Here is a 24,193-nt window from a genome sequence, read left to right as displayed (position 1 = left end):
TCCATTAATCCATTAATCCATTAATTTTACAATATATTTCCCCATCTTTATAACCTAATTTAGCCGAACGAATAAACCAAAATTTTGCTTCTTCACGCTCATCTTGGTTTTGAAATTGCATCGCTTTCTGGAAAGCATTAAATCCCTCATTCTCATCGAAAGAAGAAGCAGATTTAATCTGCATTCCCTTCGTTTTTCCCCCAATTTTATATTCCAGGTTCTGCTGTAACGTTTCATATTGCTTGAGATCCAAACTTTTCAAGGTATTCTCCAACTGCTTCAATATATCTTGCAAGCCTTTAGTTTGTTCTTTATAAGTTTGCTGACTTTCTGACAATTTCATATGCTCTTCTACTTTTTTTCTCAAGTCTGGAAAAATTATAGCTATATCTTCTGAGCACTGTTCCATAAAGTTACAGTGTTCTGATAATTCCTGATATTCCTCTTGATCCATCCTATAATCGTCTGCACTAAACCAATGGGATTTTAATTGTGGTATAGAGGCAACCCTTTGGCTCGATTCTTGCATTTCACCCAACCCTGACGATATTGTATCCTCATATTCTGAAATTTCTGTTTCGTATTTTCGTATCTTCTGGCGTAAAGATTTCAAATTTTTATTCAATTGATCTATATCCGAACGAATACGTAAACAAATAGATGTAATATCAAAATTTGTTTTCTTACTTTCCAATGATTGAATTATATTCATCAATTCATCAAGTCGGGATTTTTGAGAAAAACGAACGTAACCCTTAACACTTATTCCGGCTCGTTCCATTGTTTGGCGGATATGAGCCTCAAGTTGGTTCAACTCACCGATAGATTTTGTATCTGATTTATTTATTATTATATACAAAGGAAGATCTTGAATATTATCAGCAATAATTTTAAGTGATGTTCTGTTGATTTCACCAGTATTGGCATCCATAACCCAAAAAAGAGCATGTGCCTCTTTTATCACATCAAGTGTTCTATCTTGATCTTCCTCGTCATTACTGGAAAATCCCGGAGTATCAAGAATGCTTAGTCCTTTGAGGTTATCATTCTTGATACTCAGTACAAAATGACGAATTAGAGAGCTGGCATTTATCTTCCCCAAAAGCTCCTTATCTACTTTCTGAAACATCTCTTCAGAAAGTTTTTTCAAATCACCCTTTGTGTTTGTAAATAGTGACAAGAATTTTTTTTCTTTTTCATAAGAATAAGAAATATACGTGGCAATAGCTGTTGTAGCCTTGCTGCTTACCGGAAGAGTAGGGCTATCGGGATTATCTTGTGAAAGAATACGATTCACTATAGAAGTTTTTCCTGCTGAAAATTCCCCAATAAAAGCTACAACCTTTTTTTCTTTCAACCATGACTTTCTTTGCACAACCCCCCAACTGGTGATTGTATCCCTAACTATATTTTTCCAATCGTCTTTGTCCTCGTAATATGATGAATATTGATCTAAGGAAGGCAGGTATTGGTCCAAAATAACAGACTCTATTTGTGAAACTTTATTATCTACCAATGTAGCATTCTTATCGTCTGCCGGCTGAGCTGTTAAAACCGCGTTTATAAACTCAATAGCTTCGTTTTTTATGGCATTTTCTTTTTGAAGTTCGTCCCTCTCTTGTGTCACATACTTTAGCTCACTTTCAGTCTTTTTAAGTTCTTGATTCGTTCTTTCAATAGCTTCAGTTGCCTCTTCCACCTCTGATTTTGCTTTGGAAAGTTTTTTCTTGGTAGCGGATAATTCATCTTTCAATTCTTCTATTTCCTCTTCCTGATTTTCAATCTCTTTAGATTTCTTTTCAATATCCGCTTTGTATTTATTAAGAATAGCATCATTACGGCCTTCAGGTGTAAGATTTACCAAGTTTTCAAATTCTTTTTGAAGGTTTATCAGTTCCGTTTCGCGTAATTTAAGCTTTTCACTTAGAGTCGCAGCTTTATTTTCAAGTTCTTCAACTTTTAATCGAGATTCCGCTAATTGGTTTTGTAATGTTTTTACTTCATTACTCGAATCGAGCAATTCTACAGAACGTGGCTGCAAAAGAGAATTTTCTCTCTTGCGGCCACGCATTATGATCCAAGTTGCCAAGCTACCAACAAGTAAAGCAACCAAACATGTCATTACCAGTGAATTTATGTCCATATCTATTTGTTTTTCAGATTCTCAATCTCTTCTTGCGATGATTTATAAAGCATTTTATACTCATCTATTTGTTCTTGCATAGCGCTATTTTCTACTCTTAATTTTTGAATTATACGTTTTAAGCCTTCTATATCATCCGCCCGATCATCCGCTTGATCTTCTTTATCTCTCAGAGTTTTAGTCAATAATTTGATTTTGGAATTGAGTTCATCTATTTGCTCCATTTTTTGCTTGATATCTGTACGCAGCTTTACGTTTTCTGATTGAGCTTGTTGGTATAATATAGAATATGACTCTCCCGAAGGCGACTTTAATTCTTTCTTTGCTCCTTGGTTGTTAATCATATATCCACCAATAAAACCGATAACGGTTCCAATGAAAAATTTTATCATGATATATATTGTTTTAATTGTTCTGAATATTCTTTATACAACTCCATCTTGCGAGTATATTCCTCTTTTTTTTCTGCAAGTTCAACTTTCATCGCTTCCAAATTCTTACGTATGACATCGGATGCTGCTTGAGATTCCTGCTTAATCAGTGTAGAGACTTCTCGAAGAATCGTGTTGCCTAAGTCTGTCACCTTTAACCTGAATTCAGGCAACAGTGTACCATCAATATATTCGCTTACAGCTCTTTGTCTTGCTGATTTTGCAAAAAAATCAGTGACCCAACCTACAGATGTTTCTATAAGTCCACGTTTCATGCCCACTTTTTCTCCCAATTGTTGATTCATGTTTTTAATTTCGTCCATTTTATTAGATACATTTTCAACAACTATACCAGTCCTACTTGCTATTTCTCCCATTTTTCGTAATTTATTGATTTTACTAGCAGTGTATGCAGTAGACGCAACATCCGTAGCAACATCCGTAGCCACTACTGTAGCTGTTCCTTCTCCAATGGTTATTGCTCCTGCTGCAGCAGGAGCTATGGCAGCAATAGCAGCTCCTGCTAATATGGTATATCCTATTACCTTGTCCCATTTATGACCTACGGAAGAAAGACTTATATTATAGGAAAACCCATTAAAAGCCTGATCGGAAATGTGAATTGTTTCAAGTGAATTAATAGGTATCGAATTGGAAGAATTTTGGCGTTGACGGGCTAATTCTAGAGTTTCCGCAATTATATTACGTTGGAATTTTTGCATAATCATATTACCACAACTATTCACAGCCCCATAAACAGCTTGATCACAATCACGCCCTTGATTCTTCACGATATCATCAACCTGAGTAAATATCAACTTTCTGAATTGATTATAAGACGTTTCGGCATTTTCATTAACCTTGTAACCGACTTCTTTAATTAGATCATCAATATTACGGGCAATCTTCTTTAACTTGCCTTTCTCACTATCAATACTTTCATTGATATTTTCAACGTTGTCACTTTGTTTCAGCAAATCATTAATGATATTCAAGACCTCACCAGCAATATTTTTTATCTGGGCTTCAATTGAATACTCGACAATGGCACTTTTATTCTGTTGTATTTTGGCAATCAAAGCATCAAATTCGTTCATCATTCCTTGGGAAGCAGATATTGCTATGATATCTGCAAACTCAAAGTTTATGCTATCACGGATATACTTTTTTGCCTGTTCTATTTCATTGGGAGTCTTAGTATCACATTTTGTAATTACCAGATAGATGGGACGTTGGCAAATTTGAGTTGAAGAAATAAAGTCTAATAAAGAACGGGTGATTTGTTGATTAATGTCAGTTAGAAGCAAAATCGCATCAGCATTAGGCAAATAAGAGGAAAGTGCTATCCGATGCATCGGATCATTCGATGATAATCCCGGAGTATCAACCAAGATGGTAGAAGATCCTATTCGAGTAGAAGTATCGTACACTCTAACTAACTCAACATCCGAAAGTGTAGAGTTTTTAATTTCGGTCACATCTTGAATATTTTCTATACTTCCTTCTTTATTCACTATTTCCGCATAACACGAATCAGCTCCAAATCTAACCTCAAAAATGGAAGCTGTTGTCGCTCTAGAAGCAGTTTCAAGATTTGGTTTATCCAATAAAGAGTTGATTAAACTTGTCTTTCCCGATGAAAATTCTCCCACCAATGGAAGAATTAAATCTTTATCAGTAGAATTGATTCTGTTTTTATAGAATTCCAATTCTGCCACAATGTTTTCAATACCAAGATTTTTTGTTATAGAAATCAGATTATCAATATCTATCATATATACATAAATTTAAATGATTACCCTTATTACTATTGAGGGTTCACATTAAAAAACTTTTTGACTGAATTTAACGCCACCTAAATATTTCTGAAAGGATGGAATTAAAAACACAAACTTTTTAAAGCGGACTCACTATTTAAAACCACATGATTTTTAAATTAGTAATTTCTCGAATTAGAACAATTCCAAATCATTCTTTTGAATAGTTCCGAACCATTCGCGCAATTTAGTTTTTGCCTTACGTTCTATTTCCGGGGTTATGTTATCCCAAACGGCACGTAAAGCCCACAGCAATGCTGACATATCATCTACGTATCCTCCCGGAACTATATCAGGAATCAAATCTATCGGAAGAATAAAATAGCCCAAAGCACCATAAATCTTTGCCTTATCACTTAGCGACACGTTTTCATCTGTTGCTACATAATACAGCAACAAGACAGCATACACAACTTTGATTCCGGCTTTTTGAGCAACGTTCTTGATTTTATTCCACAATTCAGAAGTGGAAAAATAACAGCCGTATGAACAATAATCGTCAATCTTCTTCATAACTTTATCTATTACAGATTTTACATTTACAATGCCGGTGCATGTGGCCCCTTATTACTTCCTTTTGGATGATAGGGACACGTGCCTCCTACCATCACTTGGATGGAAGGAAACTGCTTGCCGCAATACTTGCAGGTGTACTTGGCCTTTTCGCTACCCTCATAGAGTTTGTGACGGCCTTTGTTGCTGCCATCGGGATGGCGGGGGCAACTGCCTGACGTTAACAAACGGACGTTGGGGAACTTGTGTCCGCAATACTCACAATAAAATGTCTCTTTTTCCATATATTTTTCTGTTTTAGAATGAATACTCAGTCCATTTAATGGAATCAATATCAGCAAACTGATTAATTTCAAATTCATATCGTTGTCTTTATAAAATCCGGTTGAAGAACGATTGTATCACTTCGTGCCAATAGGTTGGAACAAATGCCGCTGAGGGGTGTGTGATAGGAAGCACTTGCACGATGTGTCCATCGGAAGTCTCATACGCCCATGTTTCCAGGCTATCCCCATTCGGAAGAATCAAGTCGGGAAGTTGGTATCCCTTGCGGGGCAGGTTGTTATAAAGGCGCGTGCCCCATGCAATGATGCAATCGGGACGATAGGCCTCAAGTACTTCAAAGAAAGCTGCCTCTGACTGGGCAAACTCTTGTGCGGTGGGAGAGACTCGTGCACCGGACAAAGGTCGCTGTACATAGTTGTAGAACAAAATGGAATGCCACAACTGTTTCCGTTCATCGAAAGAGAGGAATTTTCCTGCCAAGGCATTGGCAAACTTCGTATAGGTATTCTTATAACCTTCGTGTTCGCTGTCAGCATCCATCAAATCGGCTATTATCCGGTTGGTAATCTGTGGAACCGCTTCTTGTGGAGAAGCACAATAATGGCTTTCGCCCAGCACCATCACCCGTTTACCATTCCATCCTGCATGATAGCGCTCACCCACCCAAGGTAAAAAATTCACGTATTTCATAATCTTGTCCTTTGTTTGTAAATTCTTCGTTTAAGATTCATATTCGTTCACAACAACAAACATTCACTTTTAAATCCACAACACATTTGAAAAACAAGAAGGACGGAAAGGTGGAAAATACGAATAAAAGAAAGGAGCACGTCCCTGCTCTTTCCTTATTTCATCTGGTAAGGTTCTGGAAAAACCGTGGAGTCTAAATAAGCTAAAGTCAGTCCATGCCCCTTGTCGGGGTACAAGAACATGCTTTGACTAAAATCATTATAGACTCCTAAGTTCAATTTTCCAGATTTAACCAGGTCTAATAATCCGTCAGTACAAGTTTTGCAATATGTTTAGAACTATTACTGTTTCGTTTATCGTACTTTTTTGTTTTACTATCCACAAAAATAAACGAATTATCGGGAAACAGCAAATAAATTCCGCTATTTTGTATCATGGACTGTTTTTTAATACAAAAATAGGAGAAGGGTACGCGGAAAACCTGCGCAGGTGAAAAGAAAAATGCCACTTCAAAAGGGATTTTCGCAACTATGGCATCCACACATTACCGCCTGGATGTTTCTTTCAAACTGAAAGCCAATCGCGATTTCTCCCTTAAAGAGCTTTCTCCCCAATCAGATATTCGGCAATCTGAACGGCATTCAGGGCGGCACCTTTCTTGATTTGGTCGCCTACAATCCAGAAAGTCAGTCCGCAATCGTTGGTCAGGTCCTTGCGAATGCGACCTACGTAGACGGGGTCTTTGCCGGCCAGGAAGAGCGGCATGGGGTATTCCTTTTCAGCGGGATTGTCCATCAGCACCAGTCCTTCGCCCTTGCCGAAGGCTTCGCGGGCTTCTTCGACGGAGATAGGGCGTTCGGTTTCCACCCAGATGCTTTCGGAATGGGAGCGCAGGGCAGGCACACGGACGCAGGTAGCGCTCACCTTGACGTCGGAGTGCATAATTTTGCGCGTCTCGTTGTACATCTTCATCTCTTCTTTCGTATAGCCGTTGTCGGTGAAGACATCAATCTGAGGGATGAGGTTGAAGGCCAGTTGGTAGGCAAATTTTTCTACAGTGACAGGTTCGCCGGCCAGTACCTGGCGGTATTGGGTGTACAGTTCGTCCATGGCGGCGGCTCCGGCACCGCTGGCGGCCTGATAGGTGGCTACGTGTACGGTCTTGATATGCGAAAGCTGTTCGATGGCTTTCAGGGCAACAACCATCTGAATGGTGGTGCAGTTGGGGTTGGCGATGATGCCGCGCGGGCGGCTCTTGGCGTCGGCTGCATTGACTTCGGGCACTACCAGGGGGACGTCGGCCTCCATGCGGAAGGCACTGGAGTTGTCAATCATCACGGCGCCGTATCGGGTGATGGTATCGGCGAACTCTTTCGATGTGCCCGCGCCTGCGGAAGTGAAAGCGATGTCCACACCTTTAAAGTCATCGTTGTGCTGCAAGAGTTTGACCTCGATCTGTTTGCCGCGGAAGGTATATTTGGTACCGGCACTGCGTTTCGAACCGAACAAAACTAACTCGTCCAACGGGAAATTTCTCTCATCGAGCACACGCAGGAATTCTTGTCCTACGGCTCCGCTTGCTCCAACAATCGCTACTTTCATTTCTTTTTCTTTGTTTTAAGTGGTTTATAAGAAGTCAATTCGAGGCGCAAATTTACAACATTCTGCGATTATAAACACAGAAGTCGTTTTTATTTTTTTGATAAAAACATGCACGGGTTGCAGCGAATGATGGCGGCGGGTGATGGAAAGCATCGCTTTTACCCTTGGGAAACAGTGTTTTCGTCTTCGAATAACGGTGCTTTCTGTCAAAGGAAAGCGGATGTTTTCCTGAAAGTAGCAGGGACAGGTGGTGGTAAGTGAAAAGTTTTTTGCTATTTTTGCACAAGAATTTAAAATGACGCAAGCCTATGGACTGGTTAGACTTCAGTTTGGAACTCCCCATAACCAACCCTACATGGATTTTCCTCCTTGTACTGCTCATCATTTTGTTTGCTCCTATCCTGCTGACCAAGCTGCGCATTCCTCACATCATCGGCATGATTTTGGCCGGACTGGCCATCGGCGAGCACGGGTTTAACATCCTGATGCGCGACAGCAGTTTTGAGCTTTTCGGCAAAGTAGGCGTCTATTACATCATGTTTCTGGCGGGATTAGAGATGAATATGGCCGACTTCAAGAAGAACCGAGGCAAGGCGGTGGCGTTGGGCCTGCTGGCTTTCATCATTCCCATCAGCATCGGTATGGTGACCAATGTGCATTTGTTGAAGTACAGTCTCATCACTTCCGTTCTGCTGGCCAGTATGTACGCCTCGCATACGCTGGTGGCTTATCCCATCGTTATCCGCTATGGCATTTCGCGTCAGCGCAGTGTGAGTATAGCAGTGGGCGGTACGGCCGTCACCGACACACTGACTTTGCTCGTGCTGGCCGTCGTCAGCGGGGTGTTCAAGGGGGAGTCGGGCGGTTTCTTTTGGCTTTGGCTGGTGTTGCGTTTCGTGGTGCTGGCCACGCTCATCATGTACTTCCTGCCACGCATCGGGCGCTGGTTCTTCTGCCGTTACGACGACAATGTGATGCAATATATTTTCGTTTTGGGCATGGTATTCCTGGGTGCGGGACTGATGGAGCTCATCGGCATGGAAGGAATCCTGGGTGCTTTCCTTGTAGGTCTGGTGTTGAACCGTCTCATTCCCCACGTGTCGCCGCTGATGAGTCATCTGGAGTTTGTGGGCAACGCGTTGTTCATCCCTTACTTTTTGATAGGTGTGGGCATGATGATAGACCTGCATGTCATCTTTGGCGACGGCGATGCCCTGAAGGTAGCGGGCGTGATGATTGTGGTGGCGCTGGGCGGCAAATGGATTGCCTCGTGGCTAACGCAGAAGATATACCGCATGTCGGCCCTCGAACGCGAACTGATGTTCGGCCTGAGCAATGCACAAGCGGCAGCTACACTGGCGGCGGTACTGGTGGGCTATAACATCATCCTGCCCGACGGCAGCCGTCTGCTCAACGAAGATGTGCTCAACGGCACGGTGCTTCTCATCCTCGTCACCTGCATTGTCAGCTCCTTCACCACCGAACGGGCGGCACGCAAGATGGCCATGGGCGAGGCACATCCAGAGGAAGACCGTTCGCGTGAGCCCGAAAAAATTCTGATACCTGTGGCCAATCCCAATACCATCGAATATCTGATGAACTTGTCGCTTGTCATCCGCGACCCCAAGCAGAAGGACAATCTGCTGGCTTTGAATGTCATAAACGACCATTCGGGCACCGAAGCCCTCGAACAGCAGGGCAAGCGCTACCTGGAACGTGCGGCCAAAATTACCGCCTCGGCAGGTGTGGAACTGAAGTGCATCAGCCGCTATGACCTGAACATTGCCGCGGGTATCATCCATACGGCCAAGGAACATGGGGCTACGGATGTCATCATCGGCCTCCACTGGAAGGTGAACATTGTAGATTCTTTCTTCGGTATGCTGACCGAAAACCTGCTCAAGGGACTTCATCGTGAAGTGATGGTGGCCCGTTTCCTGATACCCATCAATACCTTGCGGCGCATCATCGTGGCCGTGCCGCCCAAGGCCGAGTACGAAGCCGGCTTTCAGAAGTGGGTAGAACACTTCTGCCGCATGGGCACCACGCTGGGATGCCGTGTCCACTTTTTTGCCAACGAACAGACGGGCAACCTGCTCCAGGCCTTGGTCAAGAAGAAACATAGCAATACACTGGCCGAGTTCTCCCGCCTCGACGAGTGGGAAGACCTGCTGATTTTGACCGGCCAGGTAAACTACGACCATCTGCTGGTAGTCATCAGTGCCCGCCGCGGATCCATTTCTTACGACAGCTCGTTCGAGAAATTGCCCGGCCAGTTGGGCCGCTATTTCACGAACAACAGCCTCATCGTCTTGTATCCCGACCAGCTGGGCGATCCGCAGGATGCCCTTTCCTTCTCCAATCCGCAGGGCAGTAACGAGAGCCAGCACTACGAGAAGGTAGGCCGATGGTTCTATAAATGGTTTAAAAAGGAAAACTGATGGAAGATTGGAAACAACGCACACGCCTGCTGCTGGGCGAAGAAAAAAACGAGCGTCTGCGTCAGGCCCATGTATTAGTCGTAGGTATGGGAGGTGTGGGAGCCTATGCGGCCGAGATGCTGTGCCGCGCAGGGGTAGGCCGCCTGACGTTAGTCGATGCAGACATCGTCCAGCCTACCAATATCAACCGCCAGCTTCCGGCCCTGCACTCCACGTTGGGGCAGCCCAAGGTCGAAGTTCTGGCTGCCCGTTTCCGTGACATCAACCCCGATGTGGAGCTTACCATCCTCCCCGTTTTCCTAAAGGACGAGAACATTCCCCAGCTACTTGATGCCACCCGCTATGACTTTGTGGTCGATGCCATTGACACTTTGGCTCCTAAATGCCATCTGATAGTCGAGGCTTTGAGACGGCGCATCAAGATTATCTCCAGCATGGGCGCGGGCGCCAAGAGTGACATTACGCAGATACGTTTTGCCGATATTTGGGATACTTACCATTGCGGACTGAGCAAGGCCGTGCGCAAGCGGTTGCAGAAGATGGGCATCCGCCACAAACTACCCGTCGTGTTCAGCAGCGAACAAGCCGACCCTAAGGCCGTACTCCTGACTGACGACGAACAAAACAAGAAATCGACTTGCGGCACAGTGAGCTATATGCCTGCCGTCTTCGGTTGTTACCTTGCGGAATACGTTATCCGCCGACTATAATAAATAAAAGAAGTTATGATACAACTCGAACAGATAACCAAGAGCTTCGGCAACCTGCAAGTGCTGCGTGGCATCGACCTCGGAATAAAGAAAGGTGAAGTGGTGAGCATCGTCGGCCCCAGCGGTGCCGGCAAGACTACCCTGCTTCAGATAATGGGTACCCTCGACCGTCCTGATACGGGCACGATCTGCATTGACGGCGTGCGTGTTGACGGACTGAAGGGGCGCGAGCTTTCTGCCTTCCGCAATCGCCGCATCGGTTTTGTCTTCCAGTTTCACCAGCTCCTACCCGAATTTACGGCTTTGGAGAATGTCATGATCCCTGCCTTCATTGCAGGCCAAGGACGACAAGAAGCCCAAGCCTCCGCTCTCGAAATACTGACGATGATGGGCCTTGCCGACCGTGCCTCGCACAAGCCCAGCGAACTTTCGGGGGGCGAGAAACAGCGCGTAGCCGTGGCCAGGGCTCTTATCAATCATCCTGCTGTGGTGTTGGCCGATGAACCGTCGGGTAGTCTTGATACCCACAACAAGGCCGAGTTGCACCAACTTTTCTTTGACTTACGCGACCGCTTGGGGCAGACATTCGTCATCGTGACCCACGATGAAAGCCTGGCTTCCATCACCGACCGCACCATTCATCTGAAGGATGGGGAGATTATGATAGACAATACTACTCAAAACTCAGATAGTGTCCAATCCTTTCTAAGTCCTCCCGTGTAAATTCTTCATAGAGAACAAATGGCTTAAGGCTTTTCAACGGACCGTGTTTGAGACGGTATTCTACCAATGCTTTAGCCTGGTAGAAGTTGAGATAAGGATGGTGGCGCAGGCGATCTACGCTGGCTCGGTTGACGGGGATGCGGCGGATGGCGGTAGTGTCAATGCGAAACCAGTCTGTCAGTTGGAGGTAGTCGATGTTTATTTCTTTCAGTTGGCTGAGGTGATAAAAGCCGCCCAACTGCTGGCGATATCCGCTGATGAGGCGTGCGATGCCGCTTCCGATGCCGGGAATCTTTTTCAATTCGGTGGTATCGGCGCGGTTTAGGTCGACTAAAGTGCCGGGTGTGTATTTCAGAGGAAGACTGTCTTTGCGTTGTTCGGCCAGGAAAAGGGAAGGGCGGTAGTCGGTGCTGTCTGTTGCGGGGATGCGGATATAAGGCTGTAAAATGGTGTATTGCTCTTCTGGCAGGCCGTATATCTTGCGGAAATCCTCCGTCCTGCGAAAGATACCTCCCTTTTCACGATAGCGCAGGATGTTGCGGGCCATCCAGGCAGGAAGGCCCAGCTGGCGGAAGGTAGCCGAGTCTGCGGTATTGGGATTGAAGGGAACAAGTACGGGCGACACGTCATCTTCCTCTTTCCATGACGCATAACGGGACTTGTGGTTCTCCTTTTCTTCTTTTTCTTTTTTGCGGATGGAAGCGCTAAAGGCCCGATATTCCTCTATCGCCTGCTGTTGTTTCAACCGATCGTCAGGATTATCTGCCTGCTTTGATTTCAAATGAACATACATCTCTCCTCCCAGGAAGAGGAGAAGGGAGGCACCCAGTAACACCAAGATGCCCCGTCTCTCCCCTCGGGAGTAATAGAAAAATTCACTGAACCACTTTTGCATGAGCTGTATTTCTTATTTTAATAGCCCCAATTCATTGATAAAGATGAAGCCGATGCCTATCGGAGCAATGTACTTCAATAGGAACAGCCATATGCGATAGACCACTTTCGGCAGGGTACCGTTGTTGCTTACCTCTTCCCACACGATGCGTTTGTCCAGGTACCAGCCGGTGAAAATGGCGATGAAAAAGCCACCCAGTGGGAGCATAATCTTGGCCGTCAGGAAGTCAAAGAGGTCGAACAGGGTCAGACCGAATATTGTCAGTTCTTTGCCTACGCCCAACGAGAGCGAGCAGAATACACCAAGGATGGTACAGCCCACCGTCACTAATTTGGCAGCCCGTCCGCGGGTCAGGTTGAACTCTTCGTGAAGATAGGCTGTTACCACCTCATGCAGGGAGATGGTCGATGTCAGTGCAGCCAAAGCCAGGAGCACATAGAACATGATGGACAGTATAACCGCTAACCAAGGCAGGTTGCCGAAAGCCTGTTGGAAGACATTGGGCAGCGTGATAAACAGCAGGCTGGGGCCAGCGTCGGGCTGTATACCTACCGAGAAGGCAGCGGGGAAGATGATGAAACCTGCCAAAATAGCAACCATCGTATCAATCCAACCCACATTGAGCGCCGTCTTGGGCAAGTTGGTATCATTACGGAAATAGGAGGCATACGTGCAGAGACAGCCCATACCCAGCGAGAGTGAGAAGAACGCCTGCCCCATAGCACCCAATAGTACGTTGCCGTCCACCTTACTGAAATCAGGCTTCAGCAGGAATTCGATGCCTGCTCTTGCGTGCGGCAATGATACGGAGCAGACGGCCAGCACGATAAGCAGCAGGAAGAGCATCGGCATCATGATTTTTGCCGATTTTTCGATACCCCGCTCCACTCCTTTCACAATAATGAAGTAAGTCATCAGCATGAAGGCCACCATCCATAGGGCAGGTCGCCACGGATGGGCAATAAAACCGTTGAACGAGGCGATGAAGCCGTTGGCAGTCTGTCCGGCAAAGTCATTCGTGCCTGCCTGCACAATATACTCTAACGTCCAGCCCGCCACAACCGAATAATAGCCCAATATCAGAAAACCGGCCAAAACGCCCATGCGTCCTACCCAGTTCCAATGTGTACCGGGTGCCAATTTCCGATAAGCGCCTGCCGCATTGGCTCGCGAATGCCGTCCGATGGAAAATTCGGCTACCATGATGGGGATGCCAAAGAAAAGGACGCATCCCAGATAAATAAGGATGAAGGCGGCACCACCGTGGTTGCCCGTCTCGAAGGGAAAACGCCAGATGTTGCCTAAGCCTACGGCCGAACCTGCCGAAGCCAGGATGACACCCAGTTTGCTTCCGAAGTTTGCTCTGTTGTTCTTTGCCATAATTTGTGGTTTTTTCTTTCAATTTATTACTAATACCTGCAAGAAATCGCAAATATAGTAAAAGTCGAAAGCAGAAAAAATAAGCTTGCTTGATTTTTTTTGCTGAGACGTATTCTATCTTTATAATTAAAATATAGAAAATGTTCTGTACATTTGCACCTCGTATTGAAACATATTTGAAAATGCTATCTTATATTCGTAAATATCCTGTTTCGCTGCTCATTATCTTGGCAGTAGTCTATCTGTCCTTCTTCAAACCGCCTCAAACGGTGGTGATAGGATTCATTCCCGGCATTGATAAAGTGGTGCATGTGTGTATGTACTTCGGGATGTCGGGTATGTTATGGCTGGAATTCATGCGGGCACATAAAGAAGCATGCGTACCGATATGGCACGCGTGGTTGGGAGCCTGGCTCTGCCCTGTGCTATTTAGCGGCGTGGTAGAGTTGCTTCAGGCATGTTGCACGACCTATAGGGGTGGTGATTGGTGGGACTTTGCTGCCAATGTCACAGGGGCTACGCTGGCCTCGTTGATAGGTCGTTTCCTGCTGAAGCGTCGTCCACGCATCCTTTAGCCTCTATTCTTACAAATATTCGACGATTGTACTTAGTCGAATACTGTTCGAGCCCTTGATGAGAATGGTCTTGTCAGTGAGCTTTTCCTTCTTCAAGGCTTCGATGATTGCAGGAGCGTCGGCATAGGTTTCGTAGGTGTGGTTCGTGGCGGCGAACTGGCTGCCCACAAGAATTACACGCTCAAGGCCGCATTCCTCCAAGTAATTCACAATCTTCTGGTGTTCCTCGGCACTGTCTTGCCCCAGTTCGCGCATGTCGCCCAGGATCGCAACTTTATGCGTCGCCTCCATTTGGCGGAAGTTGGCCAGCGAGGCCATCATGCTCGTGGGGTTGGCGTTGTAAGCATCTATAATCAGGGTGTTGTCGGTTGTCCGCTTCAATTGCGAACGGTTGTTTTGGGGTGCATATTGTGTCAGAGCCTGATTAATTAAGGCGGCGTCCACGTCGAAGTAGGTTCCGAGGGTGACGGCGGCCAAGGCATTGGGAAGGTTGTAGCTGCCTATCAGCTGGGTTTGTACTTGATGCGTTTCCGTTTCTCCCCGTTTTTTCCACGAGAAAGCCAGGAAAGGTGAACAGCCGGTCAGCCGGCCACAGACATCGTTGGCGGCTTCTTCGCCATAGGTCACATGCGGAAGGCTTTCGGACATCATTGTCAGGTAGGGATTGTCAGCGTGCAGGAAGACGACAGGAGCGGGCTGTGTGCGGAGCCAGTCGTAAAGTTCGCCCTTGGTACGCATTACGCCTTCGAACGAGCCGAAGCCTTCAAGATGCGCCTTGCCTACGTTCGTGATAAGGCCCATATCCGGTTCGGCTATCTCCACCAGTTCGCGGATGTCGCCCGGATGGCTGGCACCCATCTCGACAACGGCCAGTTCATGTTCGGGCTTCATGCGGAGCAGGGTAAGGGGCACACCGATAGGGTTGTTCAGGTTGCCTTCTGTGTAAAGCAGGTTGTAGCGGCGGCTTAGTACGGCAGCTATCAGTTCCTTGGTAGTAGTCTTACCGTTGGTGCCGGTAATGCCGATGATGCGTGTGCCCAGCCGGCGGCGATGGTAGCGGGCCAGGTGCTGGAGCGTCAGCAGGCAATTATCTGTCAGCAGGTAGCGACCGTCGCCCGGCACGAGGTATTCGGCCTCATCCACGACAGCATAGGCACATCCGCTTTCCAATGCTTTGGCCGCAAAGGCATTTCCGTTGAACGTTTCTCCCTTCAGGGCGATGAAGAGAGAGCCTTCGGGACAACGGCGGCTGTCGGTCGTCACGCCATTGCACTGGTTGAATATCTGGTAAAGAGTCGAAATTTCCATATCTTTTCTGTTTTGTGGTTGACGGATGCAAAGGTAGTCTTTAATTGAGAATTGGGAAAGAAAAGAAAATGTTAGTCGCAAACATTTTTCCCTTTTTTTGTGTACATATTTGTTTTTTCCGTATATTCGCCCTGTATTTTGGAAATATTATTTTAAAGTTAAACTAAATAAAATTGTAAAGTATGATGTTTTCATTATTGAGTGCCGCGTCTGTCATCAACGTGGAGAGTTTGCTGGATCGCCTGCTGACCTATGGCATCGAATTGGGCAAGAGTCTGCTGGCCGCTTTGGTTATCTATATTGTCGGCCGTTTCATTATCAAATACATCATGCGTTTCATTACTTCCATAATGGTGAAGCGCAAGATGGAAATCAGTGTGCAGACCTTCTTGGGCAGCCTTTTGAAGATTGTATTGAACCTTATACTGGCCTTTGCCATCATCAGCAAACTGGGAGTCGAGACTACCAGCTTTGCCGCTCTGCTGGCTTCCGCCGGTGTCGCCATCGGTATGGCTCTGTCGGGCAACCTGTCCAACTTTGCAGGCGGATTGATTATCCTTGTATTCAAGCCCTTCAAGGTGGGCGATTACATCGACGCTCCCGGCGGAAGCGGTACAGTCAAGGAAATCCAGATTTTCCATACGTTGATTGTCACCGCGGATAATCTGATGATTTATATCCCTAACGGTTCGCTCAGCAGCAATGCTGTGACCAACTACAACAAGCAAGAGACACGCCGTCTGGAGTGGGTTTTCAGCGTGAAGTATGGTGAAGATGTAGAGAAAGTGCGTGCCGTCCTCCAGCGTATCATTGATGCCGATTCGCGTATCCTGACTACACCTGCGCCGATGATTGCCCTTAAGACTCTGAATACCGGCAGTGTGGACATTATAGTCCGTGTCTGGACGAAGGCGGAAAACTATTGGGATGTCATGTTCGCGATGAACGAGCTTGTCTACGACACCTTCAACAAGGAAGGTATCGACTTCCCCATCCCACAACTCACGGTACATCAGGCAAAGAATTAAACTGAGATTGTTACATCTGTGTGGGGCGCGGAGTGTTCGGATGGTGATTATCTATCCGCATGCTCCGCGCCTGTGTATAGGGGTAGCCATGCTTTTCACTTTTTAAAGCGGTGCTTTCCCGGTCGTAAAGCATTGCTTTACTACCTTTAAAACGGTGCTTCATCTTGGAGGAAGAGATTTTAATGGAACGGGAAGAGGGAAACCGAAAATAAATGAGCCGATTGTTCGTTTGTGCCTTTCTTTTTGTTTACATTTGCAGGAATTAATTGTAGAAAGACGAGATTTCCATGAACGAGGAACAATCGAAATACTTGAATGTCAACGGCCGGCTGCTCGACCTTTCGACGCCCTGCGTGATGGGGATCCTGAATGTGACGCCCGACTCCTTTTACAGCGGGAGCCGCATGCAGACGGAGAAAGAGATAGAAACCCGCGTACAACAGATTTTGGATGAAGGAGCGGCTATCATTGATGTAGGCGCCTATTCTTCGCGTCCCAATGCTGACCATGTGCCGGCCGAGGAGGAAATAAATCGTCTGCGCCGGGGGCTGGAAGTGCTGCGCCGTACCGCTCCCGATGCCGTCGTGTCGGTCGATACTTTTCGGGCAGACGTGGCGCGGATGTGTGTCGAAGAGTATGGCGTGGCCATCATCAACGATATTGCGGCGGGCGAAATGGATACCGATATGTTTCGCACAGTGGCCGAGTTGAATGTGCCTTATGTTATGATGCACATGCAGGGTACACCCCAAAACATGCAGCAGCATCCCCACTACGACAACCTGTTGCGCGAGATTTTCCTGTACTTTGCCCGCAAAGTGCAGCAATTACGCGACTTAGGTGTGAAGGATATTGTGCTCGATCCCGGTTTCGGTTTCGGCAAGACACTGGAGCATAACTATCGGTTGATGGCCCATTTGGAGGAATTCCGCCTCTTCAAACTACCCCTGTTGGTGGGTGTATCGCGCAAGTCGATGATCTACCGCCTGCTGGATACGACGCCTCAAGAGTCCTTGAATGGCACCACTGTACTCCACGCGCTGGCTTTGATGAAGGGCGCCGACATCCTGCGTGTCCACGATGTACGCCAGGCCGTAGAGGCGGTGAAGATTGTGGAAGCGATGAAAAAGGCGGCGATTGACGATTAGAATATAGTTTTTATCATCATTATATCGTATAGATTGTGTTTTTCGAATTTGGCATAAAAGACTTTATAGACATCTTGTCGGTGGCTTTCCTGCTGTACTACAGCTATAAGCTGATGAAGGTATCGGGCTCTATCAATATCTTTACGGGTATCTTGGTGTTCATCCTGCTATGGTTGGTGGTGTCGCAGGTGCTCGAAATGAAGCTGCTCGGATCCATATTTGACAAGTTGGTCAGCGTGGGAGTACTGGCCTTGATTGTTCTCTTTCAGGAGGAGATCCGCCGCTTTCTCGTGACGCTCGGCTCGCACCATCATGCCAGTGCACTGGTGCGCTTCTTCACAGGTAACAAGAAAGATGGCATGGAGCACGAGGACATTATGCCTATCGTGATGGCTTGTATCAGTATGGGGAAGCAAAAAGTAGGTGCATTGATTGTCATTGAGCACGACATGCCTTTGGATGACGTGGTGCGCACGGGTGATGTGATAGATGCCAATATCAACCAACGGCTCATCGAGAACATCTTTTTTAAGAACAGCCCCCTACATGATGGAGCGATGGTTATTAGCAAACAGCGTATCAAGGCGGCAGGCTGCATTCTGCCCGTGTCTCATAATTTAGACATTCCCAAGGAGCTTGGACTACGCCATCGGGCAGCGATGGGCATCTCTCAGGTATCCGATGCCCATGCTATCATTGTGTCTGAAGAAACGGGATCTATTTCGGTGGCTCATAAAGGTCAGTTTCATCTGCGGCTCAATGCCGAGGAATTGGAGCGTTTGTTGACCGTTAATAATTGAGAAAGGGCCGATATTTTCCTTTTTTTCATTCGTTAAGCATCAGGCTCATATAGGGGTGCTGGGGAGCCAATATCTTTGTGGTGAGTTCGGAAATAGTAAGTGACAGATGGCTTCCCGACAATCGTTTGGCACTTTTCATACAGTGTCCGTTGTTCAGGTAGTAGTAACCATTGTTTATATCGAGCTGTTCATCTGTAATTGTAAGATTCCATTCGACGTTCGGATGAGCGGTAGCGAAAAGTTGAAGGACAGCATGGACGTCAATGATACGGGCCATACCCAGCTTTTCTTCTTTCTCTTTTTCGGAAACAGGACAGAGTAGACGTAGGCAGGTCTGTCCGTTCATTTGGCAAATATGCTGAAGCAGAAGGTGAGTCCCTTCTTCCGAATCAGACAGCAGTTCGCCTATCTGTAGACCACCTTGCCCGTCGGGATAAACAAAAGCCATAGCCGTGGCATCGTACTGTCGCATTGAATGCAGAAGATAGATGTGACCGCCGCTCAATCGCAGGTCAGCTAAGATCACTTTGAAGTCTTCTGCCGTGTGCTGGATGCAGCAAGGGCGTCGCAGCATCTTTTGTTCGAAGCAGGTATAGAGTTGCGGGGTGAAATTTTCCGTAATCGAAATTTGGCAGTCGGGCGTCGGGACGAAATCGGTGTCTTTCGTGAAGAGATTTGTCTGTAGATTGAAGACCGGGGCATATCCGCTGCACGTATAGTAATCGAAGAGCCCCGACTCGGCTGGGATGAGTGTGGACAGCAGTACACCTTGGGTGTACATTCGTCCAAAAGACTCGGCCAGCAGTTCGCGCATGACGCCTTTGCCCCGGAAATCAGGATGGGTGCATGCCCCCGATATGTAGGAGGTTTTTATTGTTTTTCCACAGAAAGTCATGGGATAAGGGAGCATTTGTAAAGCTGCAATGACAGATTCTCCGCTTTGAATGGCGATATTAGCCTCGTTGCTGTATCTCATCCGAAAATACAAGTCGGTGAAGGCGGGACTGTCATGGAAGCATTGTTCCCATAATTGTCTGACTTTCTCTTTCATGATGTTATGTTTACCATTTTATAGGTTCTACAGGTTCGTCGCGCAGACAGGCGGTGTATTTTTCCAAAATAATGGCAGGCTGATAAGATAATTTGGCCTTGCGCAATCCCTCGATGCCTAAATCTTCTTCGCGATTGATGTAGACGTATTGTTCGGGGATGCGATTTGCAAACTCATAATTGATCATGGCGTATGAGCCTTCAATACGGGTATCTGCCTTTTCTACATGTACGCCGAAGGTATCTTGGTTGATGGGCATGCCAAATGTGAAAGCTACAATGCGTCCGTCTACGTGCAGAATACCTCCCATCAGGCCCAGTTCCTCAAAGTGATGAAGAGCGTAGACCAGTGCCCGTCGTTCGTTACCCGTTCCTTCGTGTTGGTCGCAGTCGTTGGCCTTGCACCATTCGGCTTCCAGTTCAAGGCATTCTTGGATGCGATCGGGAGTGATAGGAGTATATTCGTAGTTGGAATACGTCCGCTTGAACTTATTCACATGGTTGCGCTTGGGTTGGAATTTCTTTCCTGCTAATGTCGCCAAGTCTGTACGCAGATACAAATAGTCGGCATAATCGCGATCGGCTGTAAACTGGAAGCGGCCGGGCATTAAAGCTTCCAGGTCTTCACACATATCTGTGCAGATACCTAACAAGCAGAAAGGAGCCTTTTCTTCGTGAGCGTCTTGTATCATAGCTCCCAATACTTCTCCTAAGTTGCCTTGTCCGATAGGCATCATGTAAACCAATTCGCCTTCAGCCCAGAACTTCAGTATCAGATAACCATTCAGAACAGCAAACTGAGTATTGTAGAGAAAACGCCAGCTGCATAGATTCGAAAATGACAGATCACAGTTCCTTCTTAAACTGTGTTGTGTAAAGGAGGTTATTACTTCTTTATCTTTGGGAGTGAGATTTTTAAAGTCAATCATAACCGTCTGTTTGTTGTAAGGGAGCTTGTTTTTAGAATGACAAAGATAGAAAGATTTTGCTAAAGCAATCCCAAAAGCCTTAAAATTGTAGGAGTAAATAGTGCGGTAAAGATGCCGTTTAAGGTCAGTCCTAAACTGGCGAAAGCACCATATTTTCGGCTGACTTCCATCGCTGTTGAGGTACCGACGGCATGAGCGGCTGTTCCCATAGACAATCCTTGTGCCATTGGACTCTCGATATGAGTCAGTCGCATGGTTTTAAAACCTAATATTCCTCCCAGCAAACCGACACAGACTACTACGGCAGCCGTAAGCGAAGGGATGCCGCCCAGCGATTTGGTTACCTCCATAGCAATGGGAGTAGTGACAGATTTGGGGGCCAATGAATAAATGATTTCATCGGAAGCTCCCATCCATTTGGCAATTAATACGACAGATACTACACCCACGATGCAGCCGGCCAGCTGGGATAATAGGATAGGTAGTAGTTGTTTTTTGATAGTCTCTAATTGTAGATAGAGAGGAACTCCTAAAGCAACAACGGCAGGTTTCAACCAAAACTCAATGAGATGTCCGCCTTGGTTATAGGTCTCATAGCTGATGCCTGCCTTTTTCAGGAACAGGATAAGCAGGGCAATGGTTAGCAATATAGGGTTGAGCAACATGATGCCTGTCTTTTTCTGCAACATCTTGGCGAAGAAAAAGATACCGAATGTGACAGCCAGCAAGAAAAATTCGTTTTCTAAGAAATTCATTTGATTTTACGTGTTAATTGATGTACCCATCCCGTGACTACTATTACCAATAGGGTACTGACGAGTGAGGCGGTGACAATGGGCCAGAGTTCAGTCGCGATGACGTTGAAGTACAGCATCAGTGCCACACCGGGCGGCACGAAGAAGAAACCAAGATTGGCAACCAGAAAGTCGGACATACCTTGTATCCAATGTAATTTAATCCAACCTAACTTGAGGAATAGGGTAAGTAACAGCATGCCGATGATACTTGATGGAAGTTTGATACCTGTTAACCAGACAATCAGTTCACCTAAAGCCAAACATCCGAAAAGAATGGCACATTGACGAATCATAATTAAAAAACTAATACCTTAGTTACTCCATTAAAAACGGATGCAAAGGTAGTCATTCTGTTTATAGAGTGTACTTCATCTGTCGAATTTTCTTCTGTCCGGTTTAAGGGTACAAGGCATCGGAAAGGATTGTAGTGTTAAATATTATAATAAATATATTTCCATTGACAAATATTCTCAGGATTGCAATATGTATATTGCAAATTTGTGTATTTTTGCAGTGTGATAAACTTGTTTTACCGACTATTAATCCATAATCTTAAATATATCATGCAAAGATTAATTAATGAAATTCTTGAACGCGCGAAGGCTGATCGACAACGCATTGTCCTTCCCGAAGGTACTGAAGAACGTACTTTAAAAGCCGCTAATCAAATTTTGACAGACGGAATTGCTGACCTGATTCTGTTGGGTAATCCTGATGAAATTCATGCTTGTGCCAAAGAATGGGGATTAGGCAATATTTGTAAAGCTACTATCATTGATCCTGCCAATCATCCGAAACAGGAAGAGTATGCCCAACTGTTGTTCGAGTTGCGTAAGAAGAAAGGCATGACCATTGAAGAAGCACGTAAACTGGTACTCGATCCGCTCTATTTAGGGTGCCTTATCATTAAGAATGGCGATGCTGACGGCCAGTTGGCGGGTGCTCGTAATACGACAGGCGACGTGTTGCGTCCTGCTTTGCAGATCATTAAGACAGTTCCGGGCATTACATGCGTATCCGGTGCTATGTTGCTGCTGACTCATGCACCTGAGTATGGTAAGAATGGTATTCTGGTAATGGGTGATGTAGCTGTAACGCCGGTACCCGATGCTTCACAATTAGCTCAGATTGCTATATGTACGGCACGTACTGCACGTGCTGTTGCCGGTCTTGACCCGAAAGTTGCTTTGTTGAGTTTCTCAACGAAGGGTTCGGCTAAACATGAAGTGGTAGATAAAGTCGTTGAGGCTTTGAAGATTGCTAAGGAAATAGCTCCTGACATTGCTATTGACGGTGAATTGCAGGCTGATGCCGCTTTGGTTCCCAAAGTAGGTGCCAGCAAGGCTCCCGGTTCATCCATTGCCGGACATGCCAACGTATTGGTTGTGCCGAGCCTTGAAGTTGGTAACATTTCCTATAAACTGGTACAGCGCTTGGGACATGCCGATGCTGTAGGCCCTATTCTTCAGGGTATTGCCCGTCCGGTGAACGACTTGTCACGTGGATGTTCCATCGAAGACGTTTACCGTATGATTGCCATTACAGCCAATCAGGCTATTGCAGCGAAAGCCAATAAATGATTAACCTTAAACAGACAGTAAGATTATGAAAGTTTTAGTTCTCAACTGCGGTAGTTCGTCGATCAAATATAAATTGTTTGATATGGACCACAACGCTGTCATTGCACAGGGTGGCATCGAGAAGATAGGTTTGCCTGGTTCATTTCTGAAATTGACTTTACCGAATGGTGAAAAGAAAATGCTGGAAAAAGACATTCCAGAACACACGGTAGGCGTGGAGTTTATTCTGAACACACTTACCTCTTCCGAATACGGTGCCATCAAGTCGTTGGATGAAATCAATGCTGTTGGCCATCGTATGGTACACGGAGGCGAGAAGTTCAGTAAATCTGTTCTGCTGACCCAAGAAGTGCTCGATGCCTTTAGTGCTTGCAACGACTTGGCTCCATTACACAATCCGGCTAATCTGAAAGGTGTTTATGCGATTGATGCTATCCTGCCGAACGTGCCTCAAATCGGAGTGTTCGATACAGCCTTTCACCAAACAATGCCCGACTATGCTTACATGTATGCCATTCCTTATGAACTCTATGAGAAGTATGGTGTACGTCGCTACGGTTTCCACGGAACTTCTCATCGCTATGTGTCAAAGCGTGTATGCGAATATTTGGGCATACAACCGGAAGGTACAAAAATCATCACCTGCCACATCGGCAATGGGGGATCTATTTCGGCAATCAAGGATGGCAAGTGTGTAGATACCAGTATGGGACTTACTCCGCTGGAAGGCCTGATGATGGGTACCCGTAGCGGCGACATTGATGGCGGGGCCGTAACATTCATTATGGAAAAGGAACATCTGGATGCAGCCGGTGTGTCCAATCTGCTCAACAAGAAGAGTGGCGTGATGGGTGTTTTCGGTAAGTCGAGCGATATGCGTGACTTGGAAAAGGCGGTAATAGCAGGCGATCCGAGAGCCGTTCTGGCAGAGAACATGTATTTCTACCGCATCAAGAAATATATCGGTGCTTATGCCGCTGCTTTGGGTGGCGTGGACATTATCGTCTTTACAGGAGGCGTAGGCGAAAATCAGTCTTCAGCCCGTTGGGGCGCTTGCTCCGGCTTGGAATATATGGGTGTGAAGCTGGATGCCGAGAAGAACAAGGTACGTGGCGAAGAAGCGGTTATTTCGACTGATGACTCAAAAGTTAAAGTGGTTGTAATTCCTACCGACGAAGAATTGATGATTGCTTCTGATACCATGGCTATTTTGAACAAAGAAGCATAAATCGAACATACGAATCGTATTAAGAGAGGGTGTATCCTGACGGATGTCTAGTCCTGAAATAGCGTTACAACAAAAAGTAACATTATGGAAAAGACAGAAACAAAGTACGTTAAGCGCACA

At 46.0% G+C, this 24,193-nt stretch carries 23 protein-coding genes; 9 read left to right on the top strand and 14 right to left on the bottom strand.

What is annotated here, in order from left to right:
- Positions 1-4: 4 nt before the first annotated feature.
- From Q0Z70_RS05975 to Q0Z70_RS05945, 7 genes are all read right to left on the bottom strand, one after another.
- Complete coding sequence (locus Q0Z70_RS05975) at positions 5-2,143, bottom strand: dynamin family protein (protein ID WP_298073203.1); 2,139 nt, start codon at positions 2,141-2,143, stop codon at positions 5-7.
- Positions 2,144-2,145: 2 nt separating this feature from the next.
- Positions 2,146-2,535 (bottom strand): hypothetical protein, encoded by a 390-nt coding sequence (locus Q0Z70_RS05970; RefSeq protein ID WP_298073202.1) that lies wholly within the window; start codon positions 2,533-2,535, stop codon positions 2,146-2,148.
- Entirely contained in the window at positions 2,532-4,349 is a 1,818-nt protein-coding gene (locus Q0Z70_RS05965; RefSeq protein ID WP_298073201.1) for a dynamin family protein, read from the bottom strand. The genes Q0Z70_RS05970 and Q0Z70_RS05965 overlap by 4 nt, the downstream gene beginning before the upstream one ends.
- Positions 4,350-4,526: 177 nt before the next feature.
- Complete coding sequence (locus Q0Z70_RS05960) at positions 4,527-4,904, bottom strand: DUF1232 domain-containing protein (protein WP_298073200.1); 378 nt, start codon at positions 4,902-4,904, stop codon at positions 4,527-4,529.
- A gap of 26 nt (positions 4,905-4,930) precedes the next feature.
- Positions 4,931-5,188, bottom strand: a complete 258-nt coding sequence (locus tag Q0Z70_RS05955; RefSeq protein WP_298073199.1) for a hypothetical protein — start codon at positions 5,186-5,188, stop codon at positions 4,931-4,933.
- Between the two features lie 88 nt (positions 5,189-5,276).
- Positions 5,277-5,879: a hypothetical protein gene (locus Q0Z70_RS05950; protein WP_298073198.1), complete on the bottom strand. Its 603-nt coding sequence runs from the start codon at positions 5,877-5,879 to the stop codon at positions 5,277-5,279.
- 594 nt (positions 5,880-6,473) lie between these two features.
- Positions 6,474-7,481, bottom strand: a complete 1,008-nt coding sequence (locus tag Q0Z70_RS05945; protein ID WP_298073197.1) for an aspartate-semialdehyde dehydrogenase — start codon at positions 7,479-7,481, stop codon at positions 6,474-6,476.
- Positions 7,482-7,789: 308 nt separating this feature from the next.
- Between Q0Z70_RS05945 and Q0Z70_RS05940 the strand changes: the two genes are divergently transcribed.
- From Q0Z70_RS05940 to Q0Z70_RS05930, 3 genes are read left to right on the top strand one after another with little or no spacing between them, the layout of a single operon-like run.
- A complete protein-coding gene (locus Q0Z70_RS05940) occupies positions 7,790-9,922 on the top strand; it encodes a cation:proton antiporter (protein WP_298073196.1) in 2,133 nt (710 codons plus the stop codon).
- Positions 9,922-10,632 carry a tRNA threonylcarbamoyladenosine dehydratase gene (locus tag Q0Z70_RS05935; RefSeq protein WP_298073195.1) on the top strand — a complete coding sequence of 237 codons (711 nt, stop codon included), beginning with the start codon at positions 9,922-9,924 and terminating at the stop codon, positions 10,630-10,632. Before Q0Z70_RS05940 ends, Q0Z70_RS05935 begins: the two co-directional genes overlap by 1 nt.
- Positions 10,633-10,647: 15 nt before the next feature.
- Entirely contained in the window at positions 10,648-11,355 is a 708-nt protein-coding gene (locus Q0Z70_RS05930) for an ABC transporter ATP-binding protein (RefSeq protein ID WP_298073194.1), read from the top strand.
- On the opposite strand, the gene Q0Z70_RS05925 is transcribed toward Q0Z70_RS05930, so the two are convergent.
- Together Q0Z70_RS05925 and Q0Z70_RS05920 are read right to left on the bottom strand one after the other, a co-directional pair.
- Positions 11,306-12,250 carry a helix-hairpin-helix domain-containing protein gene (locus tag Q0Z70_RS05925; RefSeq protein WP_298073193.1) on the bottom strand — a complete coding sequence of 315 codons (945 nt, stop codon included), beginning with the start codon at positions 12,248-12,250 and terminating at the stop codon, positions 11,306-11,308. The genes Q0Z70_RS05930 and Q0Z70_RS05925 overlap by 50 nt on opposite strands.
- Before the next feature lie 12 nt (positions 12,251-12,262).
- A complete protein-coding gene (locus tag Q0Z70_RS05920) occupies positions 12,263-13,630 on the bottom strand; it encodes a sodium-dependent transporter (protein WP_298073192.1) in 1,368 nt (455 codons plus the stop codon).
- 182 nt (positions 13,631-13,812) lie between these two features.
- Between Q0Z70_RS05920 and Q0Z70_RS05915 the strand changes: the two genes are divergently transcribed.
- Complete coding sequence (locus Q0Z70_RS05915) at positions 13,813-14,205, top strand: hypothetical protein (protein ID WP_298073191.1); 393 nt, start codon at positions 13,813-13,815, stop codon at positions 14,203-14,205.
- 9 nt (positions 14,206-14,214) lie between these two features.
- Here Q0Z70_RS05915 and murF read toward each other — a convergent pair whose 3' ends face one another.
- A complete protein-coding gene (gene murF / locus Q0Z70_RS05910) occupies positions 14,215-15,513 on the bottom strand; it encodes a UDP-N-acetylmuramoyl-tripeptide--D-alanyl-D-alanine ligase (protein WP_298073190.1) in 1,299 nt (432 codons plus the stop codon).
- A gap of 182 nt (positions 15,514-15,695) precedes the next feature.
- On the opposite strand from murF, the gene Q0Z70_RS05905 reads away from it, so the two are divergent.
- The 3 genes from Q0Z70_RS05905 to cdaA all read left to right on the top strand — a co-directional run bounded on the left by Q0Z70_RS05905 (position 15,696) and on the right by cdaA (position 18,489).
- Positions 15,696-16,541: a mechanosensitive ion channel domain-containing protein gene (locus Q0Z70_RS05905; protein ID WP_298073189.1), complete on the top strand. Its 846-nt coding sequence runs from the start codon at positions 15,696-15,698 to the stop codon at positions 16,539-16,541.
- Positions 16,542-16,828: 287 nt separating this feature from the next.
- Positions 16,829-17,689, top strand: coding sequence for a dihydropteroate synthase (folP, locus tag Q0Z70_RS05900; protein WP_298073188.1), 861 nt, complete (start codon positions 16,829-16,831; stop codon positions 17,687-17,689).
- A 35-nt stretch (positions 17,690-17,724) separates the two neighbouring features.
- Positions 17,725-18,489 carry a diadenylate cyclase CdaA gene (gene cdaA / locus Q0Z70_RS05895; RefSeq protein ID WP_298073187.1) on the top strand — a complete coding sequence of 255 codons (765 nt, stop codon included), beginning with the start codon at positions 17,725-17,727 and terminating at the stop codon, positions 18,487-18,489.
- 25 nt (positions 18,490-18,514) lie between these two features.
- Here the strand turns inward: cdaA and Q0Z70_RS05890 are convergent, their stop codons facing one another.
- From Q0Z70_RS05890 to Q0Z70_RS05875, 4 genes are read right to left on the bottom strand one after another with little or no spacing between them, the layout of a single operon-like run.
- On the bottom strand, positions 18,515-19,543 hold the full coding sequence (locus Q0Z70_RS05890; protein WP_298073219.1) for a GNAT family N-acetyltransferase: 1,029 nt from the start codon (positions 19,541-19,543) through the stop codon (positions 18,515-18,517).
- Between the two features lie 7 nt (positions 19,544-19,550).
- Positions 19,551-20,468, bottom strand: coding sequence for a phosphatidylglycerol lysyltransferase domain-containing protein (locus Q0Z70_RS05885; RefSeq protein WP_298073186.1), 918 nt, complete (start codon positions 20,466-20,468; stop codon positions 19,551-19,553).
- A gap of 59 nt (positions 20,469-20,527) precedes the next feature.
- Positions 20,528-21,223 carry an LrgB family protein gene (locus tag Q0Z70_RS05880; protein WP_298073185.1) on the bottom strand — a complete coding sequence of 232 codons (696 nt, stop codon included), beginning with the start codon at positions 21,221-21,223 and terminating at the stop codon, positions 20,528-20,530.
- Positions 21,220-21,558 (bottom strand): CidA/LrgA family protein, encoded by a 339-nt coding sequence (locus tag Q0Z70_RS05875; RefSeq protein WP_298073184.1) that lies wholly within the window; start codon positions 21,556-21,558, stop codon positions 21,220-21,222. Before Q0Z70_RS05875 ends, Q0Z70_RS05880 begins: the two co-directional genes overlap by 4 nt.
- Positions 21,559-21,828: 270 nt before the next feature.
- Between Q0Z70_RS05875 and pta the strand changes: the two genes are divergently transcribed.
- A complete protein-coding gene (pta, locus tag Q0Z70_RS05870) occupies positions 21,829-22,845 on the top strand; it encodes a phosphate acetyltransferase (protein WP_298073183.1) in 1,017 nt (338 codons plus the stop codon).
- Positions 22,846-22,870: 25 nt separating this feature from the next.
- Positions 22,871-24,073 carry an acetate kinase gene (locus Q0Z70_RS05865; RefSeq protein WP_298073182.1) on the top strand — a complete coding sequence of 401 codons (1,203 nt, stop codon included), beginning with the start codon at positions 22,871-22,873 and terminating at the stop codon, positions 24,071-24,073.
- Positions 24,074-24,193: the final 120 nt, after the last annotated feature.

Source organism: uncultured Bacteroides sp. (genome assembly GCF_947632445.1).
GTDB lineage: Bacteria > Bacteroidota > Bacteroidia > Bacteroidales > Bacteroidaceae > Bacteroides.
Note: the sequence above shows the minus strand (reverse complement) of the source record. Positions and strands in the feature narration are given on the sequence as shown.